Genomic DNA, 16,817 nt, shown 5'->3' with positions numbered 1-16,817 from the left:
CGGCGCGTCCGTCCGCGCCAGAAGCGCCCGCACGCGCGCCTCGGCCTGCGCCGCCTCCGTGACGATCACCTCGACGAGCGGCGCGCCCGCCTGCACGGCCGCCTCCACCGAGCGCACCCCTTCGAGGAGCATCTGTCCGAGACGTTCCCGCCCCTTCCGCCGCGACAGCGATGCGATCTCTTTACGCCGGCGTTCCTTCATCATCTCTTCTCGTGTTCTCTTTCGAAGATTCGAACGGTCTTCGCATACGAATTTCGGACGGCGTCCGTACCTTTGCACGCTATTCCGAACCCCTGATTTTTTAGTCTCCTCTCTCAGCCGCGATATTCTCTATGGATGGCCGTTCGGAAGCCCTTCCGGTCGTCCTCTTTTTCAGCCCACGGTACGAACCCATGCCATTCAACCGCAACGTGTACGAGCGGGCCGTCTACAAAGAGCCCGCGCCCATCCGTGATCACGAGAACCCCTTCGAGGCGATGGTCAAGCGCTTTGACGTCGCCGCGCAGATTCTCGAGCTCGACCCCGGCTTTTACGAGTACCTCACCACGCCTTCGCGCATCCACATCACGGCCATCCCCGTGACGCTCGACGACGGTCGGATGAAGGTCTTCGAGGGCATCCGCGTGATCCACAACGAGATCCTCGGTCCCTCGAAGGGCGGCATCCGGTATGCGCCGGACGTGACGGTGGACGAGGTGAAGGCGCTCGCGGCATGGATGACGTGGAAGTGCGCCGTCATCGGGGTGCCCTTCGGCGGCGCCAAGGGGGGCGTCATCTGCAACCCCCGCAAGATGAGCCCCGGAGAACTCGAACGCCTCACGCGCCGCTATACGGCCAACCTGCTCGACGTCTTCGGCCCGGACCGCGACATCCCCGCGCCGGACATGAACACGAACGATCAGATCATGGCGTGGATCCTCGACACGTATTCGATGCACGCGCGCCGCACGGCCAACGCCGTCGTCACGGGCAAGCCGCTCATCCTCGGCGGCTCGCCGGGGCGCCGCGAAGCCACCGGACGCGGCGTGATGACCGTCACGCTCTCGGCGATGGAACGCCTGGGCCTGCGTCCGTCCGAGTGCACCGTGGCCGTGCAGGGCTTCGGCAACGTCGGGTCCATCGGCGCGCAACTGCTGGCCGAGCAGGGCTGCAAGATCGTCGCCGTGAGCGACGTGACGGGCGGCTATTATAACGCGAACGGCCTCGACGTTCAGGCGATGATGGACTACGCGGCGAAAAACAACCGCCTGCTCGAAGGCTATCCGAACGCCGATCCGATCTCGAACGAGGAACTGCTCACGCTCGAGGTGGACGTGCTCGTGCCGGCGGCGAAGGAGGACCAGATCACCCAGAGCAATGCGCCGGACATCAAGGCGAAGATCATTGCCGAGGGCGCCAACGGCCCGACGACCCCCGCCGCCGACGCCATCCTCAAGGAGAACGGTTCGCTCGTCATCCCGGACATTCTCGCCAACGCGGGCGGCGTGACGGTTTCGTACTTCGAATGGGTCCAGAATCGCCAGGGCTACTACTGGAGCATCGACCGCGTGAACCGACGGCTCGACCGCATGATGCGCGCCGCCTTCGACAACGTGTACGACGCCGCCGCACAGTACGACGTCACGCTGCGCATCGGGGCGTACGTGCTCGCCATCGACAAGGTCGCCAGCGCCCTCCGCATCCGCGGCATCTATGCCTGAGGCGTCCTTCGGAGCGCGTTCCCGGTTCTTCGCCCGCGCCGGGAGGACGTGGGCGGCCAGGAGGGCGAGAAGAAAAAGGTTTTTGTGAGGCGGACCATCCCGGACAGGCATCCTTTGCAAAAGGGGGGGCGTCAGGGCCTCGCCTCGGTCATGCGCTTGAGGTCGGCCTCGGCGGCGATGTAGCCGAAGGCGGGCCAGTAGTTGGTCTCGAGTACGCGCTCGAAGATCGCCTTCGCCCGCTCCGGCTCGCCGTTGTACAGATACCAGTTTCCAACGCCGTAGCCCTGCGTGGCGAAGGTCAGGTCGGCGTCCGCCTCGTCGTCCACGTGGAGGAGCGTCTCGGGTGTGAGGAGCCCTTTGTACATGAGCAAGCGCCGGTGGTAGACGTGGTTCTCGAGCAGTTCCATGTCGGCGGTGATGGGCTCGAGCACGGCGGCGGCTTCGTCGTCGCGTCCGAGGCGGCGGAGCGTCATGTACAGCCAGTCGGCGGCGGCCACGTACATGTCGTCGTTCGTTGCGGCGTCGCGGCATTTCTGGAAGGCGGCCCGGGCCTCGTCGAAGTCGCCGAGAAGGTAGTGGGCCAGGCCGAGGTGATAATAAATGTTCGTGTGGAGGGTGCTCGTGGGGATGCCCGCCGCATTCGGCTGTCCGTCCGGCTCGATCTCGTCCTCGGTCCCTTCGATCGCGGCGGCGGCGCGTTCGAGGTCGGCCACGGCGCGGTCGAAGTCTCGGATGGAGATATAGCGGTGTCCCCGGTGGCGGAGGAGGTGCGGCTCATCCGGGTATTTAGCGAGCCCCTCGGTGAAGACGGCGATGGCGTCGTGATAGCGCCAGAGGTAGGCGGTGCGTCGTCCGAGCCAGACGATGCGTTCGAGGTCGTCGGGGTCGGCCTCGTAGGCGGCGCGGGCCTCGGCGAGGTCGGCTTCGAGGGCGGCTTGCCGTTCGGGCGGGCGCTCGGGGAGGTAGAGCGGCGTGCCGAGGAGCGAGGTCGCCTCCGGCATGGCGGCAGGCGCGGGGTCGGGCGGCGCCTCGGCGTTATCTTCCGCGCGCGGGGCGCAGGCGCTCAGGAGGACGGCGAGGGCGAGGACGGCGAGCGGGCGTGCGGGCATCGTCGGGGGTCGGGCGGGTGGGAAGGTCGTTTCCCCATGCTACGCCACGGACGATGATTTTTGCAAAAAGGGTCCTCCTTTAAAAAAGGATTCTCCGTTTATGTCCCCTGTTTGCGGCTGTCGATGGTGCACGTCGTGTGGATGCCGCCGCGCACGTTATAGTCGGTCGTGAGCACGAGGTAGTCGGGGTCTTCGAGGTGGCGCATCAGGTCCTCGTACATGAGCGCCGTGATGTCCTCCTGCGCCGCCCCGATGTTTCGCCACGAGAGGAGGTAATACTTCAGGCTCTTCAGCTCGAGGATCCAGCTTCCCGGCACGTATTCCACGCGCACCGTTCCGTAGTCCGGCAGGCCCGAGAAGGGGCAGAGCGCCGAAAACTCCCCCTTTTCCGTTTCATAGACCACCACCTGCCGGGCCGCGTGCGGATAGGCAAGCCGGTGAATCTCGGCCTGTCGCGTTTCGGGCGGGAGAAAGAGCCCGAATCGGTCCTCGGGGCGGATGCCGTGGCGCGCCATGTGTTCGAGCGAGCGGCGCGTGTGTTCGAGCGCCTGTGCCTGAAGCGCTTCGAGCTCGGCCGTCGGGTCGTGATGCTCCGTGCCCATGGATCTTTCGTGCGGTGCTTGACGATAAAAGCGGGGTGCTTGAACCTTCTTTCGCATCCGAAGTTCTTGGCGAAGGGCGCCTCTCGGGTGCGGGCGCTTTTCACGATCCTTCCCCTCTGCTCATGGATACGACCCTCGACCGTCCGGCGCTGGTGCTCTTCTCCGGCGGGCAGGATTCGACCACCTGTCTGTTCTGGGCAAAAGCGCGCTTTGCCCGCGTGGAGGCCCTCGGCTTCGATTACGGGCAGAAGCACCGCGTCGAGTTGGAACAGGCGGCGCTCATCGCGGAGCGGGCGGGGGCGCCGTTCGAGGTCATGGACATCCGGGGCACGCTCCGGGGATCGGCGCTCACGGAGCACGACAGGGACGTCTCCGCAGCGCACGAGCGCGCGCCGGAGTTGCCGGCGTCGTTCGTGCCGGGACGCAACGCCCTCTTCCTGACGCTCGCCGCGAGCCGCGCCTTCACGCGAGGCATCACCGACCTCGTCGGCGGCATGTGCCAGACGGACTACTCCGGCTACCCCGACTGTCGCCGCGACTTCATCGACGCCATGGAGACGGCGCTCTCGCTCGCGCTTCCCGCCGAGGTCCGTATCCACACGCCGCTCATGCATCGGACCAAGGCCGAGACGTGGAAGCTGGCCGCCGACCTCGGCGTGCTCGACGTCGTGCGAGAACTTTCCCACACCGATTACAACGGCGACCGCTCGACGTGGAACGAATGGGGCTACGGCAAGCTCGACAACCCGGCCTCTCTCCTCCGCGCGAAGGGCTACGAGGAGGCGAAGGCGAAAGGGTGGCTCTGAATGTTTTCGGAGGCCGGAGCTAAACATCCGTCGGCAAAGCGTTTAAGGGGCGATAGAAGGCGTCGATACTTTCGTTAAAGTCGCTTGATCTCGAACCCTATGATGCGTTCCGACAAAATATCATCTCCCACCGGAGTGATGTGGGTGCAGGCCGAAGCCGACCGGCGGCATCACGAGCCGCCGCCCCGCCGCAAGCCCCGGAAGCGCCGCGCGCGGAAGGAGCGGCCCTCGCTCGCCGTCTATCGCGCCGACGGACGACCCTCGTCTGAAGCCTCTGCCGCCCCCCACATCGACCTGACGTTCTAAGGCGTGCTCCTTGTCCGAGGCGGTTGTCCGCCCGCGCTCGTGCCGCCCCTTCGGGTGGGCGGCGCTCTCACCCGGTCCGCCGCCTCCCGGACGTTTCCATCGACGCGGTGAAGGGTGCCTGCCCGTGCCCGGCGGTTTTACCGTTCCGGTCCGGACCCGGGCTCATGAAGCGTTTCACCTCGTTCGTCCACCGGGTGATCGTCGTGTCCATTGCGTGGCGCACCGCAGAAAACGTGGTCATTGTCGGGTGGCAGATCGACCGTGTCACGACGCTTCCGGAAGAACGACGGCCCCCGCATGATCAATGAGCCTGCGATTCCTCCGCGTCCCGTCATGCAACAACAGGCGTCAACCCGTTTCGTGGACGGCTAACCGCTTGGGCGACAGGCGCCATCAAGAGCTTCTCTTCATATGCCACGGGCGACTTTGCCATCAAGCGTGGTGTGTCGAAATTTCAACCGTCTCTTATGCTTCAAAATAAACCCTGAAGATCGCTCTGGGACAGGCGCAAAACAGAAAAGCCCGACCGCAGGGGCCGGGCTTTTCTGTTACAGTATTTGCAGGGGATTTTACCCCGAATGGGCTTGTTAGTCCACTCGCTGCACGTTCGCCGCGCTCAATCCCTTGGGAGTGCGCTCGACTTCATATTCTACTTCTTCTCCATCACGGAGACCGTCATCCCAGCCGAGGCCTTCAACGTTGTTGCGGTGCACGAAAACATCTTTGCTCCCGTCGCTCGGTTCGATGAAGCCGAATCCTTTTTCGGCGTTGAACCATTTCACTTTACCTTGTGCCATTGTGTTGTACGTTGTGTTTTTCACTGAACGCCGGTATCAGAATCAACCTGTAACACGTTTGGAACAGGGTGCAAAGACGTGGTGTCAGCGAGGTGTTTTTTGATGTGTTTGAAAGAGTTCAACGCGCGATGGAACGAGAGGTTCATGCGCGGCGCAAATAAAACACAGGACTGAGAAACGGTCGGCTTTGATCATGACGGGCCGTGCCCCGGATCGTCGGTTCGACTTTCCGGAGCCTCACGCGCGCCGAAGCCGTCCGAGGGCGTTAAGCGGCTTGCCGGGGGCCGGCGGGAGGAAGGTTCGCGCCCTGTGCGTCCGGCTCCGGAAGGAGGCGCTGTGGAGGCGCTCCTCGTTCCGGGCGGGCGGCTCTCCGGGGTTGCCTCCCTGTCGGGGTTTCTGTAGCTTCTTACCAGCGGCGGTCCGCCCCCGGCGGCTGATCGCTGCGGTCAAAGAATGCCAACCTCAAAGGAGAAGAACGTGAGTGGACACGGCAAATGCCCGGTGACGAGTGGAGCCCGCAGGCCCACCACTATCGGAGGCACATTGATTCGGGACTGGTGGCCGAACAAGTTGAACCTCAAGATCCTCCATCAGAACACCCCGGTCATCCAACCCCTGGACGACGACTTCAATTACGCCGAAGCGTTCAACGAACTCGACTATTACGCCCTCAAGGAAGATCTCTTCGCGCTGATGACCGAGCCCCAGGAGTGGTGGCCGGCCGATTATGGACATTATGGCCCTCTGTTCATCCGCATGGCCTGGCACAGCGCAGGCACCTATCGCGTTCAGGATGGGCGGGGCGGCGGCGGCGCCGGCAATCAGCGTTTTGCCCCCGTCAACAGCTGGCCCGACAACGTGAACCTGGACAAGGCGCGTCGGCTGCTCTGGCCCATCAAGAAGAAATACGGAAACAAGATCTCCTGGGCGGATCTGATCATCCTGGCCGGGAACTGCGCTTATGAGGCCATGGGGTTCAAGACCTTCGGCTTCGGCGGCGGACGCGAGGACATCTGGGAACCGGAGGAGGACATCTACTGGGGCCCCGAGACCGAGTGGCTGGGGGATCAGCGCCACCGGGGCGAGCGGGACCTGGAGAATCCCCTGGCTGCCGTGCAGATGGGCCTGATCTACGTGAATCCGGAGGGGCCCAACGGCGAACCGAATGTGCTGGCGGCCGCGAAAGACATCCGGGAGAGTTTTAAACGCATGGCCATGGACGACGAGGAAACCGTGGCGCTCATCGCCGGCGGGCACACCTTCGGAAAATGCCACGGCGCCGCCGATCCCGGCAAGTACGTCGGTCCGGAACCCGAGGCCGCCCCCATCGAGGAGCAGGGCCTGGGCTGGAAGAACAGCTACGGCGCCGGCAAGGGGGCGGACACCATCACCAGCGGCCTGGAAGGCGCGTGGACTCCGACCCCCACCCGCTGGGACAACAGCTTCTTCGACCTCCTGTTTCGCTATGACTGGAACCTGGAGAAGAGCCCGGCCGGAGCCTGGCAGTGGGTGCCCACCGACCCGGATACGGCGGATCTGGTGCCCGATGCCCACGATCCCGCCAAACGACACAAACCCATCATGTTGACCACGGACCTGGCCCTGCGGATGGACCCCATCTATGGGCCCATCTCCAAACGGTTCCATGAGAACCCGGAGGCGTTCGCCGATGCCTTCGCCCGGGCCTGGTTCAAGCTGATCCATCGCGACATGGGACCCCGTGCGCGCTATCTCGGCCCCGAAGTCCCCGACGAAGACCTCATCTGGCAGGACCCGATCCCGCCCGTCGATCACTCGCTGATCGATGACGGGGACGTCGCCGGCCTCAAGGAGCAGATCCTTCATTCGGGGCTTTCGATCTCGGAACTGGTCTACACCGCGTGGGCATCGGCCTCCACCTTCCGCAACTCGGACAAGCGGGGCGGGGCCAACGGCGCCCGCATTCGTCTTGCGCCGCAGAAGGATTGGGAGGTGAATCAGCCCGACCAACTGGCCCGGGTGCTGACGACGCTGGAGCAGATCCGGACCGCATTCAACGACTCCGCCACGGATGGCAAGAAGGTCTCTCTGGCCGACCTGATCGTGCTGGGCGGCTGTGCGGCCGTGGAAGAGGCCGCGAAGCGGGCCGGGTATGACCTTGCCGTCCCCTTCACCCCGGGCCGCATGGACGCCTCCCCGGAACAGACGGACGTAGACTCCTTTGCCTACCTGGAGCCGTTCATGGATGGCTTCCGCAACTACGTCAAACCCGGATGCGAGGCGCTTCGGCCGGAAGAGTGGCTCATCGACCGGGCCCAGCTCCTGACCCTGACCGCGCCGGAAATGACGGTGCTGGTCGGGGGGCTTCGGGCCCTGAATGCCAACTTCGGTGGCTCCCGGCACGGCGTCTTCACCGAACGTCCGGAGGCCCTCACCAACGACTTCTTCGTCAACCTGGTCGATATGGGCACGGAGTGGACCCCCGCCTCAGAGGAGGAGAACCTGTTCGAGGGACGGGACCGGGCCACCGGCGAGGTCAAGTGGACCGGCACGCGGGCGGATCTGATCTTCGGTTCGAACGCTGAACTGCGGGCGATCTCGGAGTTCTACGCCCAGGACGACAGCCGGGAGAAGTTCGTGCATGACTTCGCGGCCGCGTGGAACAAGGTGATGAACCTGGATCGCTTCGACCTGACCCGTTCATGACCTTCTCGGCCTCGATGCCTCCGGCAGGGCGTCGCCCCGGGCGCCGGCGTTGGTTCCTCCGTTCGTTTCAACGAAAGAGCAGGGGGGCTGCGCCGGCGCCGCCTCTGTGGGCTTCCGGTCTCATTCCCGCACCCAGATCTTCAGGCTCGTCGGCGGGAGGGTGAGGGTGACGGCGGCGTCCCCGGTCAGCATGGCGTCCGGCCCTTCGACGCCGGCTTCGTGGTCCACGCGGTCGCCGTCGGCGATGAGCCGCCACGCGCCGGCGGGGAGCGCCACGTCCTCGAAGGTCTGCGTCTCGGCGTCGGTGTTGACGAGCACGAGCACCCGTTCATCGACGAGGTAGCCGAGGAGGCGGTCGTTCTCCGGGAGGATCCACCGGTAGTAGCCCTCCGGGACGGGCTCGGCCGTGCGGAAGACCTTGCCGTAGTCGCTCATGCGGAAGGCGATCAGCCCTTTCCAGTAGGCCCGCATGTTCGCATAGTCGTTCGGCCCGTCGCTCCGCCCGACGTTCTCCCAGACGAATTCGTTGGGCCGCCGGAGGTTGTACGTGTCCTCCCGGCCCTTGAAATAGATCGGACCGCTCGCCGTCGCCTTCTCGACGGCCTCGATCGGGGCGACGCCCTTGCTCCGCATCATCTCCGAGCCGCCGTGGATCACGACGGGGCCGACGGTCGTGAAGAGCAGTCCGGCGGCGATCTTGTACGGCCCGGCGTCCACGCCTTCGTTGCCGTTCCAGTCGTGTGTGGCGAAGCGGTCGGCCAGGGTCCAGTTGTCGTGGATGTCGAGGTAGGCGATGCCCCGGTTCGGGGAGGCGGCCTCTTCGGGGTACGCGTTGGCGAGCGCCCGCATGGCGGCTTCGCGGAGGGCGCCGTTGCCGCCGGCAAAGCCCCGGTCGGTCGTCTGGTCTTTGAGCCGGAAGGGCGAGCCGATGAAGGCGTCGCGCGTGGCATCCTGAAAAAACGTGATGGGCGCATCCTCCTTGTACCAGTCCCAGTCCGGGTTGGCGCGCACCTCGGGGTCGCTCGCGTCGATCCACGGCTCTCCGTAGAGGATGAGGTCGTCCGGGAGCTGCGCCTTCACCCAGCGGAGCGTCTGCTCGTCGATCTGCCCGGCGAGGTCGATGCGGAAGCCGTCCACGCCGAAGGCGTCGACGAAGTGGCGAAGCTGATCGAGGAGCCAGCGTTGCGTCATCGGCCGATCCTCGGTTTTGACCTCATTGCCGAAGGGGCCGATGTGGTCGAGGGCCTCGTCGGTGCGGAAATAGTAGGGCCGGTCGATCGCATTGAACGTGAAGAGGTAGTTTCGCCCGTCCATGTTCTCGCCCGTGTGGTTGGGGACGACGTCGATGATGACGGCGAGGCCGGCCTTGTGGAAGGCCTGCACGAGGTTGCGGAACTGTTCGCGCTGGGCGCCGTGCTCCGTGCCGCGCTTGCGATAGCGCGTCTCGACGGCGAAGGCGTGCGTGGTCCGATAGCCCCACTGGTAGTTTTCCCGGTCGATGCCCTGCTCGATGGCGAAGGGGTCGTCGGCGAAGGCGGCCTGCCACTCCTCGTCGGGGTAGTGAAGGAATTCCTGCACCGGCATCAGGTGGACGACGTTCACGCCGAGGTCCACGAGGTAGTCGAAGCCGACGGGTTCGCCGCGGCTGTTCGTCAGGCCGGGCGCGACCATCGCCGGGATCGTGCCTTTGAGGTCGTCTTCGACCGGAAGCAGGTCGGTGAAATCCTGAACGTGCACTTCGTAGGCGACCACGTCCTCCATCTTCGGACGCCCGCCGGGAAGCGGCTCGGCGGGTTCGATCCGATGCCAGACGCGGCTCTTGCCGAACGAGTCCACGCTCACGCGCGCATACGGGTCGCTGATCTGAACGGGGTCGGTGTCGTAGAAGGCGTTCCCCGGATCGTCCGGGCCGTAGACGCGGAAGTCGTAGTACACGCCGTGGTGGTCGCCGGGCTGCGTGGTCTCCCACACGCCGTCGGGGCGGCGGCTCATGGTGAGGACGGCGTCGGCTTCCTCGGGCGACTGATCGGGATAAAGGTAGAGATAGAGCTCGACGCGGTCGGCGCGGGGGGCGAAGAGCCGGAACGTGGTCACGCTGCCGTCTTCATTCATGTTCGCGCCGAGTTCCTCGTCGGAGAAGAGGGTGCGGAAATACGGATCGCGGCGGACGCGTGTGCGGAGGTCGAGGGCGGGGATTTCGAGGAAATAGACGCGTCGCCAGTCGAGTTCGAAGGAGGGGACGAGGAGCGTCCGGTCGGCGGTGTTCGGGAGGACGCGGGCGAGGGGGATTTCGTCGCCGCGGGCATTGGTGAGGCGGTAGGCTTCCGGGTCGAGCGGGCGGGCGACGCCGTCGCCGGAGACGGCGGTCCAGACGGCCCGCGGCCCGGCGATCTCCGCCTTCAGCGCGGGCGGGTCGACGCCGTAGAGGAAGACGAGGTTGCCGCCCTCGACGTTCGGAGCGGCGACGGGCGGATCGAGCCACACGCCGTCGTCGATGCGGAACTTGAACGGCGTCGCCGGGGCGATGGCGGCGTAGTCCTCGTTTGGCACGGCGAGCGTCCACACGCCGTCCGCCGTGGGGTGCGGCGCGAGTTGCCACGCGGGCAGATCCATGTTCGCATCCCAGCTTCGGAACGCGCCCGTCACCACCACCCGCTCGGGCGCGACGCCGTACAGCCCGGCGTCGAAGACGAAGCGCGTCACGCCGTCCTCATGCGCATAGCCCTGAAGGCGGGCGGCGTCGGTAAGCGGCTGCGCGTGCGCGCCGGTGGAGAGGGCGAGGAGAAAGAGGAGGAGCGGTCGCATCGAGAGGTCCATCCGTTCACGTGCTTTGGGGAAACGGGGAGCGAAGCGCCGGAACGGGGGCGTTCCCGGCGTGGGGGGTATCGGCGGTCGGCGACGATAATATAGGTGAAGGGACGCGATTTTCGACCCGGAGGCCGACGGGGGGCGTCGCGCATCCTCTGCGCGCGTTGCCCTGCGAACGTCCCGGCTCGCGATGAGTCGCCCCGTGCGTTCCTCACCTCCCGATCCACTCGGCGTGTCGGTCGAGCGCCCGGCGCACGAGGTCGGGGCGGGCGCGGCCGGGGAAGCCCGCGACCCCATATGCGGCGAGGGCGGCGTCGGCTTCGGGCGCGGTGAGGGTCGGGAGGGCGCGGGCGGCCTCGCGGTAGGCTTCGCGGAACGGCACTCCGGCGCGCACCCGTTCGAGCGCGCGCGCCGTGGCGAAGAGCTCGGGCGTGCACGCGGCCGCCATCCGCTCGCGGTCGAAGCGGACGCCGGGCAGGAGGTGGTTCATGGCCGTGAGGAGGTCGTGGCTCAGGAGCACGCTCCGCATGACGGCCTCTTTCGTGAGCTGAAGATCGCGGTGGTAGCCCGAGGGCAGGTTGGCCGGGAGCGTGAGGAGCACCTGCAACTCGGCCAGGAGCCGGTGATACGTGGCGCGCGCGAGTTCGAGCACGTCGGGGTTCTGCTTCTGCGGCATGATGCTGCTGCCCGTGCAGTATTCCGCCGGAAGCGACACGAAGCCGAACTCGGCGGTGTTGAACAGCACGAGGTCCGAGGCGAGGCGGTTGACCGTGGCGGCGACCTGCACGAGCGCGTGCGAGAGGTGCGCTTCGAGCTTGCCGCGCGAGAGCTGCACCGCCGTCACGTGCGTCTGCACGCCGTCGAAGCCCAGGCGCGCGGCGACGGCCTCGCGGGGCAGTTCGAGGTAGGGCACGCCGTAGCCCGCCGCGCTGCCGAGCGGCGAGACGTTGATCTGCGCGAAGGCGTGGCGGAGCGCGTCGAGGTCGGAGGCGAGGCCTTCGGCATAGCCCATCGCCCAGAGCCCGGCGGTCGTCGGCATGGCGCGCTGGAGATGCGTATAACCCGGCATCAGGGCGTCGTCGTACGCCTCGCCGAGGTCGCACAGGAGGCCGGCGAGCGCGGCGGTCTTCCCGCCGAGGGCGCGGAGGTGCTCGCGCAAAAAGAGGCGGAGCGCCGTGAGCACCTGATCGTTCCGCGAACGCCCGGTGTGAATCTTTTTCCCCACCTCTCCGAGGCGCTCGGTCAGGTACTGCTCGATGACGGTGTGGCAGTCCTCGTCCGCCGGGCTCACCACCACCTCGCCTGCTTCCACCGCCGCCGCGAGTTCGCCGAGGGCTTCTTCGACGTGCGTGTATTCTTCGAGCGAGAGCACGCCGATCTCCATGAGCGCCCACGCCTGCCCGCGCGTGCCCGTGATGTCGTACGGGAGCAGGAGGGTGTCCCACCGGTAGTCCTCACCTACCGTGAAGCGCGTCACCCAGTCCGCGACGCGTGTGTCTTTTTGCCAGAGCATGGTTGGTTTCTCTTGGTTCATGATGTCAGGAAGAAGGGCTCTTTTCCCGGGATATGCCATGGTAGGGGCATAGAGGGCGCCGCTCGGAAAGCACGAACACGCCCATGGGGAACGGGCATGACTTCGAGGTTCGGCGATGTTGACCCGTCGAGGGCTTGTCTGTACGCGGCATACGCTGAAAAGTGCAAGTTGTCATGCGTCCGTCACGCTCGAGCAGACCCGTTCGAAGCGTATGGCGGGTACGAAACGCGCGTCGATGGTTCGACGGCATGGAGCTCGTCCTTGCCGTTTCAAGCTCCCTGTGGCTCATGGCCGTGGCATCCATCCGATGGACCAACGCGATAATGAAGGCGGAGTTCAAAAGGGGGCGGCAGCGCATCGGCATGCTTGACGGCGCTACGGCGCACCCCCGTGCTCCGGCGTATCCCGAGGCTTTTTTTTCATTCCTTTATGCGCGAGCGTGTGAAGCGGTGATATATTCCCGTTTCCTCCTGCTCTTTTCCCGGAAATTCTTGCTATGCCCGAGACCATCACTCCGTGGACCGAGACGTTCCGCGTGCGTTCGTATGAGGTGGAGCCGAGCGGGCGCGCCTCCGTGGAGACGCTCTGCCACTACTTCGAAACGGCGGCGAGCGGCCACGCGCAGGCCCTGGGCTTCTCCATCGAGCATCTCGTCGAACGCAATCTGACGTGGGTGCTCTCGCGCCTGCACCTGAGTATCGACGCGCTGCCGCGCTGGCGCGACGAGGTCCGGCTGACGACGTGGCCCTCCGGGCAAAACGGCCTCTTCGCCACGCGCGAGTTCCTCCTTCACGACGCTGCCGATCGCCTTCTCGCCCGCGCCACGAGCGGGTGGGTCACCATCGACCTGGCGCGCCGACGCCCCATGCGCCTGCCCGCCTTCTTCCGCGCCCTCTCCTTCCCCGACCGCCCCCGCGCCCTCGACGACACCTTCCCCCGCCTCCGCCCGCCCGACGTCGACGCCTTCGAGCGCCGGTTCCGCGTCCGATACGGCGACCTCGACCTCAACGGACACGTCAACAACGTGCAGTACGTGGCGTGGGCCGTCGAGACGATGCCGCCGGCGTTCATCGAAGCGCACCGGCTCGCCGACCTGCAGATCCACCTCCGCGCCGAGACCCATTATGACGACCTCGTCCTCGCGCGGGCCGGAACGGAAGACGCGGAGACGGGCGTCTTCTGGCATCGCCTCTGCCGCGAGGCGGACGGGCGCGAGGTGGCCGTGGCGCGCACGCAGTGGGTCGCCGATGACTGACGCCGGGTTTCCGTCAAATCCTCCGCTCTCCGGAGCCGTTTCCGTCCCGGCGGGTACATGGAGGAACCATCCCTCTTCCCCTGATCTTCCCCCTCATGGACACTCCCTGGATTGAAAGCATCCTCGACCTCGTCACCGTCTATGCGCTGAACGTCATCGGCGGCATCTTTTTGCTCATCGGCGGCTGGATCGTGTCGAAGTGGGTCCGGCGCGGCATGCGTAAAGGACTCGGCAAAACCGCCGTGGACCCGACCCTCGTCGCGTTTTTCTCGAACATGGCCGGGTGGCTCGTGATGATCTTCGCCGTGCTCGCTTCGCTGGAGCTTTTCGGCATCGAGACGACGAGCTTCATCGCCGTCCTCGGGGCGGCGGGGCTGGCCGTCGGGCTCGCCTTTCAGGGCACGCTCTCGAACTTCGCCGCGGGCGTGCTCTTGCTCCTGTTTCGGCCCTTCCGGGTGGGCGACGTCGTGTCGGTGGCGGGGCGCACCGGCCTCGTGCACGAGATCGACCTCTTCGTCACGAAGCTCGACACCCTGGACAACCGGCGGCTCATCATTCCGAACAGCAAGGTCATCGGCGACACGATCGAGAACGTCACCCATCATCCCCTCCGGCGCGTGGACGTGAAGGTGGGCACGGACTACGGCGCAAAGCTCAAGTGGGTCCGCGCCGTGCTCGAACGCGCGGCCCTGGGCGTCGAGGGACGGGCCGAAGAGCCCCCCCCGCAGGTCTTCCTCGTCGAACTCGGCGCGTCTTCCATCGACTGGGAGGTGCGCGTCTGGTGCCCGCCGTCCGACTATTTCGCCGTCCGGGAAAGGCTCACGGAGGTCGTCAAGGAGGCCCTCGACGACGCCGGCATCGGCATCCCGTATCCGCAGATGGACGTCCACCTCGACGGCTCCGAAGCCTGAGCGCCGTCCTTCGTTCTTCCTCCCGCAACCCCCACCGCAGGTCATCGAAACACACTTTTTTACGACATGAGACGACGCTCACCCGAGGCCGACAACCCCGTGGCGGAAGTGGCCGACGGCATCTTTCGCGTGACGATCCCGGTGCCTTTTCAGGGGCTTGGCTCGGTGCAATGCTACCTTTTGCGCGGCGCAGAAGGCTTCGCGCTCGTGGACACGGGGCTGCACACGCCCGAGGCGGCGGCGGCGTGGCAAAAAGCCTGGGACACGCTCGGCTTCGGCCCCGAAGCGCTCGAACGCATCCTCCTGACCCACGCCCACCCGGACCACTACGGCATGGCGGGCCGGCTTCAGGCGGAGGCGCGCGCGGCGGGCGCGAAGGGCGACGTGCCGGTGCACCTGTCCGCACGCGAACACGAACTGGCGCGGGCGTATTTCCAGACCGACTGGCGCTCCGAAGACCGCGATCCCGTGGACGACTTCTTCGCCCGGTGTGGGGTGCCGCCCTCCGAACGCGCGCCCTCCGAGCATACGATGCACTGGATGGTCCGCGCCACCCGGCCCCACCCCGACCGCGTCGTGCCCATCGCGTACGGCGAGACGCTCGTCGTCGGGGCGCGTCGGTTCACGGCCCTCCACACGCCCGGTCACAGCGACGGCCACCTCGCCTTTTATGACGCCGCCGACCGACTCCTCCTCGTCGGCGATCAGGTCTTGCCCCACATCACGCCGAACGTCGGGCTCTGGCCCGGCGCGGAGCCCGACCCGCTGCGCCGGTACCTTGCCTCGCTCCGCAGCCTCCACCGGCTCGACGTGCGCCGCGCCCTGCCCGGCCACGGCGACGTCTTCACGAACTGGCGCGAGCGGCTCCGTCAGATCGAGGCGCACCACGCCGAACGACTCGCCCTCATGCGCGAAGCCGCCACGCCCGGCGCGACGGTCTACGAAGTGGCCCGGCAGGCCTTCGACGTCGATGCGCTCCACCCCGAAGAGCTTCGCTTCGCCGTCGCCGAGACGCTCGCGCACCTCGAATACCTCGTCGGCGAAGGCGTCCTCGTCCGCCGGGAAGATGCGGTGTGGCAATACCGGCGGGCGGCGTGAGACTTCCCCGACGCGTATCTTCGCATACCCTTTTTCATCACAAACCGACCCACACTATGGCCATCGAAACCATACAGGATCTCTTTGAAGCCTACAAGAAAAACTTCGCGCCCGAGCGGGCCGAGGGCGTCGACGCCGTCTTTCAGCTGCACCTGACGGGCGAGGGCGGCGGCGACTACGTGCTGACCGTCAGGGATCAGCAGCTCACCATCGAGGAGGGCGTTGCCGAGAACCCCACGACCACGCTCAAGACGTCGGCGCAAAACTGGATCGACATCAGCCTCGGCAAGGCGAACCCGATGATGATGATGATGACGGGCAAGCTGAAGGTGAGCGGTTCGATCCCGATGGCGACGAAGTTTCAGTCGCTCTTCCGCACGCGCTGAGCCTGCGGCGGAGCGGCGTTTTCGCGCAGCCGGAGGCGTTCGAGATAGCGGGCGGTGGCGCGGCTCTGACGCACCATCGCGCGGAGGTAATGCTTCGGGAAGAGGCGTTTCCAGTGCCAGATCAGACGGGCGCGCCGGGGATAGAGAAGGTGGAGCCTGCCGCGCCCCGCCTGGTCGAGGAGCGCTTCCGCCGCGTCGCGGGCGGTGAGGCCGGAGCGTTCGAGCAGCTTCGCGGTGATCCGCCGGTGGACCTCGTCGCCGCGCTGGTTGCGGGCGATGTTCGTCCGGAAGAACGTCGGGAGCGCCACCGAGACGCCGATGCCGGCGTCGTAGAGTTCGGAATAGAGGGTCTCCGAGAGGGCGAGCACGCCTGCCTTCGTCGCATTATAGACCGTCATGTACGGCCCGGCCGCCACCGCCGCCGCGCTCGCGACGTTGAGCAGGCGCCCGCCGCCCGCCCGGCGCAGGTGAGGCACGAACGCCCGGCACCCGTGGACGACGCCGAGCAGGTTCACCCCGACGAGCGCCTCCCAGTCTTCGACGGTGGTCTCCTCGAACAACCCCGCCGCGGCGAGCCCCGCATTGTTGACCACCAGATCCACCCCGCCCGCCCGCGCGACGAAAGCGTCGGCGGCCTCGGTGAAGGCCTGCGCGTCCGTCACGTCGAGCACGACCGGCATCGGCGCGCCGCCCGCCGCCGCGATGCGTTCCGCCGCCGAAGTCAGTCCCTCCGCGTCGCGGTCGGCCATGCCGAGCGTCCACCCGTCTTCGGCCAGGCATTCGCACATCGCCAACCCCAACCCCGAAGCCGCCCCCGTGA

15 protein-coding genes and 1 pseudogene are annotated in these 16,817 nt (G+C 66.4%); 9 read left to right on the top strand and 7 right to left on the bottom strand.

From position 1 onward, the window contains the following. Nucleotides 1-201: pseudogene (locus tag AC1HIY_RS11785) on the bottom strand (TrmH family RNA methyltransferase); the annotation flags it as partial. A gap of 191 nt (nucleotides 202-392) precedes the next feature. On the opposite strand from AC1HIY_RS11785, the gene AC1HIY_RS11780 reads away from it, so the two are divergent. Then, complete coding sequence (locus AC1HIY_RS11780; protein ID WP_479576938.1) at nucleotides 393-1,700, top strand: Glu/Leu/Phe/Val family dehydrogenase; 1,308 nt, start codon at nucleotides 393-395, stop codon at nucleotides 1,698-1,700. A gap of 131 nt (nucleotides 1,701-1,831) precedes the next feature. Here AC1HIY_RS11780 and AC1HIY_RS11775 read toward each other — a convergent pair whose 3' ends face one another. Together AC1HIY_RS11775 and queF are read right to left on the bottom strand one after the other, a co-directional pair. After that, nucleotides 1,832-2,809, bottom strand: coding sequence for a tetratricopeptide repeat protein (locus AC1HIY_RS11775; RefSeq protein WP_479576937.1), 978 nt, complete (start codon nucleotides 2,807-2,809; stop codon nucleotides 1,832-1,834). A 98-nt stretch (nucleotides 2,810-2,907) separates the two neighbouring features. Beyond that, a complete protein-coding gene (queF, locus tag AC1HIY_RS11770; RefSeq protein WP_479576936.1) occupies nucleotides 2,908-3,411 on the bottom strand; it encodes a preQ(1) synthase in 504 nt (167 codons plus the stop codon). Nucleotides 3,412-3,533: 122 nt separating this feature from the next. Here queF and queC point away from each other — a divergent pair, with 122 nt between their 5' ends. From queC to AC1HIY_RS11755, 3 genes are all read left to right on the top strand, one after another. Continuing rightward, nucleotides 3,534-4,217 carry a 7-cyano-7-deazaguanine synthase QueC gene (gene queC / locus AC1HIY_RS11765; protein ID WP_479576935.1) on the top strand — a complete coding sequence of 228 codons (684 nt, stop codon included), beginning with the start codon at nucleotides 3,534-3,536 and terminating at the stop codon, nucleotides 4,215-4,217. A 99-nt stretch (nucleotides 4,218-4,316) separates the two neighbouring features. Then, entirely contained in the window at nucleotides 4,317-4,523 is a 207-nt protein-coding gene (locus tag AC1HIY_RS11760) for a hypothetical protein (protein WP_479576934.1), read from the top strand. 164 nt (nucleotides 4,524-4,687) lie between these two features. Further along, entirely contained in the window at nucleotides 4,688-4,831 is a 144-nt protein-coding gene (locus tag AC1HIY_RS11755; RefSeq protein ID WP_479576933.1) for a hypothetical protein, read from the top strand. 279 nt (nucleotides 4,832-5,110) lie between these two features. Here AC1HIY_RS11755 and AC1HIY_RS11750 read toward each other — a convergent pair whose 3' ends face one another. Further along, entirely contained in the window at nucleotides 5,111-5,320 is a 210-nt protein-coding gene (locus tag AC1HIY_RS11750; RefSeq protein ID WP_479576932.1) for a cold-shock protein, read from the bottom strand. A gap of 453 nt (nucleotides 5,321-5,773) precedes the next feature. Between AC1HIY_RS11750 and katG the strand changes: the two genes are divergently transcribed. After that, nucleotides 5,774-8,005: a catalase/peroxidase HPI gene (gene katG, locus AC1HIY_RS11745; protein ID WP_479576931.1), complete on the top strand. Its 2,232-nt coding sequence runs from the start codon at nucleotides 5,774-5,776 to the stop codon at nucleotides 8,003-8,005. Nucleotides 8,006-8,125: 120 nt separating this feature from the next. Here katG and AC1HIY_RS11740 read toward each other — a convergent pair whose 3' ends face one another. Further along, a complete protein-coding gene (locus tag AC1HIY_RS11740) occupies nucleotides 8,126-10,822 on the bottom strand; it encodes an alpha-amylase family glycosyl hydrolase (protein WP_479576930.1) in 2,697 nt (898 codons plus the stop codon). Nucleotides 10,823-11,024: 202 nt separating this feature from the next. After that, complete coding sequence (gene argH / locus AC1HIY_RS11735; protein WP_479576929.1) at nucleotides 11,025-12,326, bottom strand: argininosuccinate lyase; 1,302 nt, start codon at nucleotides 12,324-12,326, stop codon at nucleotides 11,025-11,027. A gap of 517 nt (nucleotides 12,327-12,843) precedes the next feature. Here argH and AC1HIY_RS11730 point away from each other — a divergent pair. From AC1HIY_RS11730 to AC1HIY_RS11715, 4 genes are all read left to right on the top strand, one after another. Continuing rightward, a complete protein-coding gene (locus AC1HIY_RS11730) occupies nucleotides 12,844-13,602 on the top strand; it encodes an acyl-[acyl-carrier-protein] thioesterase (RefSeq protein WP_479576928.1) in 759 nt (252 codons plus the stop codon). Between the two features lie 95 nt (nucleotides 13,603-13,697). Continuing rightward, entirely contained in the window at nucleotides 13,698-14,513 is an 816-nt protein-coding gene (locus AC1HIY_RS11725; protein WP_479576927.1) for a mechanosensitive ion channel family protein, read from the top strand. Nucleotides 14,514-14,579: 66 nt separating this feature from the next. Further along, the gene (locus AC1HIY_RS11720) at nucleotides 14,580-15,611 is read left to right on the top strand and encodes an MBL fold metallo-hydrolase (protein ID WP_479576926.1); all 1,032 of its coding nucleotides are present in this window, start codon (nucleotides 14,580-14,582) and stop codon (nucleotides 15,609-15,611) included. Nucleotides 15,612-15,667: 56 nt separating this feature from the next. Then, nucleotides 15,668-15,997, top strand: coding sequence for an SCP2 sterol-binding domain-containing protein (locus AC1HIY_RS11715; protein ID WP_479576925.1), 330 nt, complete (start codon nucleotides 15,668-15,670; stop codon nucleotides 15,995-15,997). Here the strand turns inward: AC1HIY_RS11715 and AC1HIY_RS11710 are convergent. After that, nucleotides 15,973-16,817 (bottom strand): SDR family NAD(P)-dependent oxidoreductase (locus AC1HIY_RS11710; RefSeq protein ID WP_479576924.1); only part of this gene is annotated, 845 nt, incomplete at its 5' end. The genes AC1HIY_RS11715 and AC1HIY_RS11710 overlap by 25 nt on opposite strands.

It is taken from the genome of Rhodocaloribacter sp. (assembly GCF_056451265.1).
The sequence above is the reverse complement of the archived record's forward strand: the minus strand, read 5'-3'. Positions and strand labels throughout refer to the sequence as shown.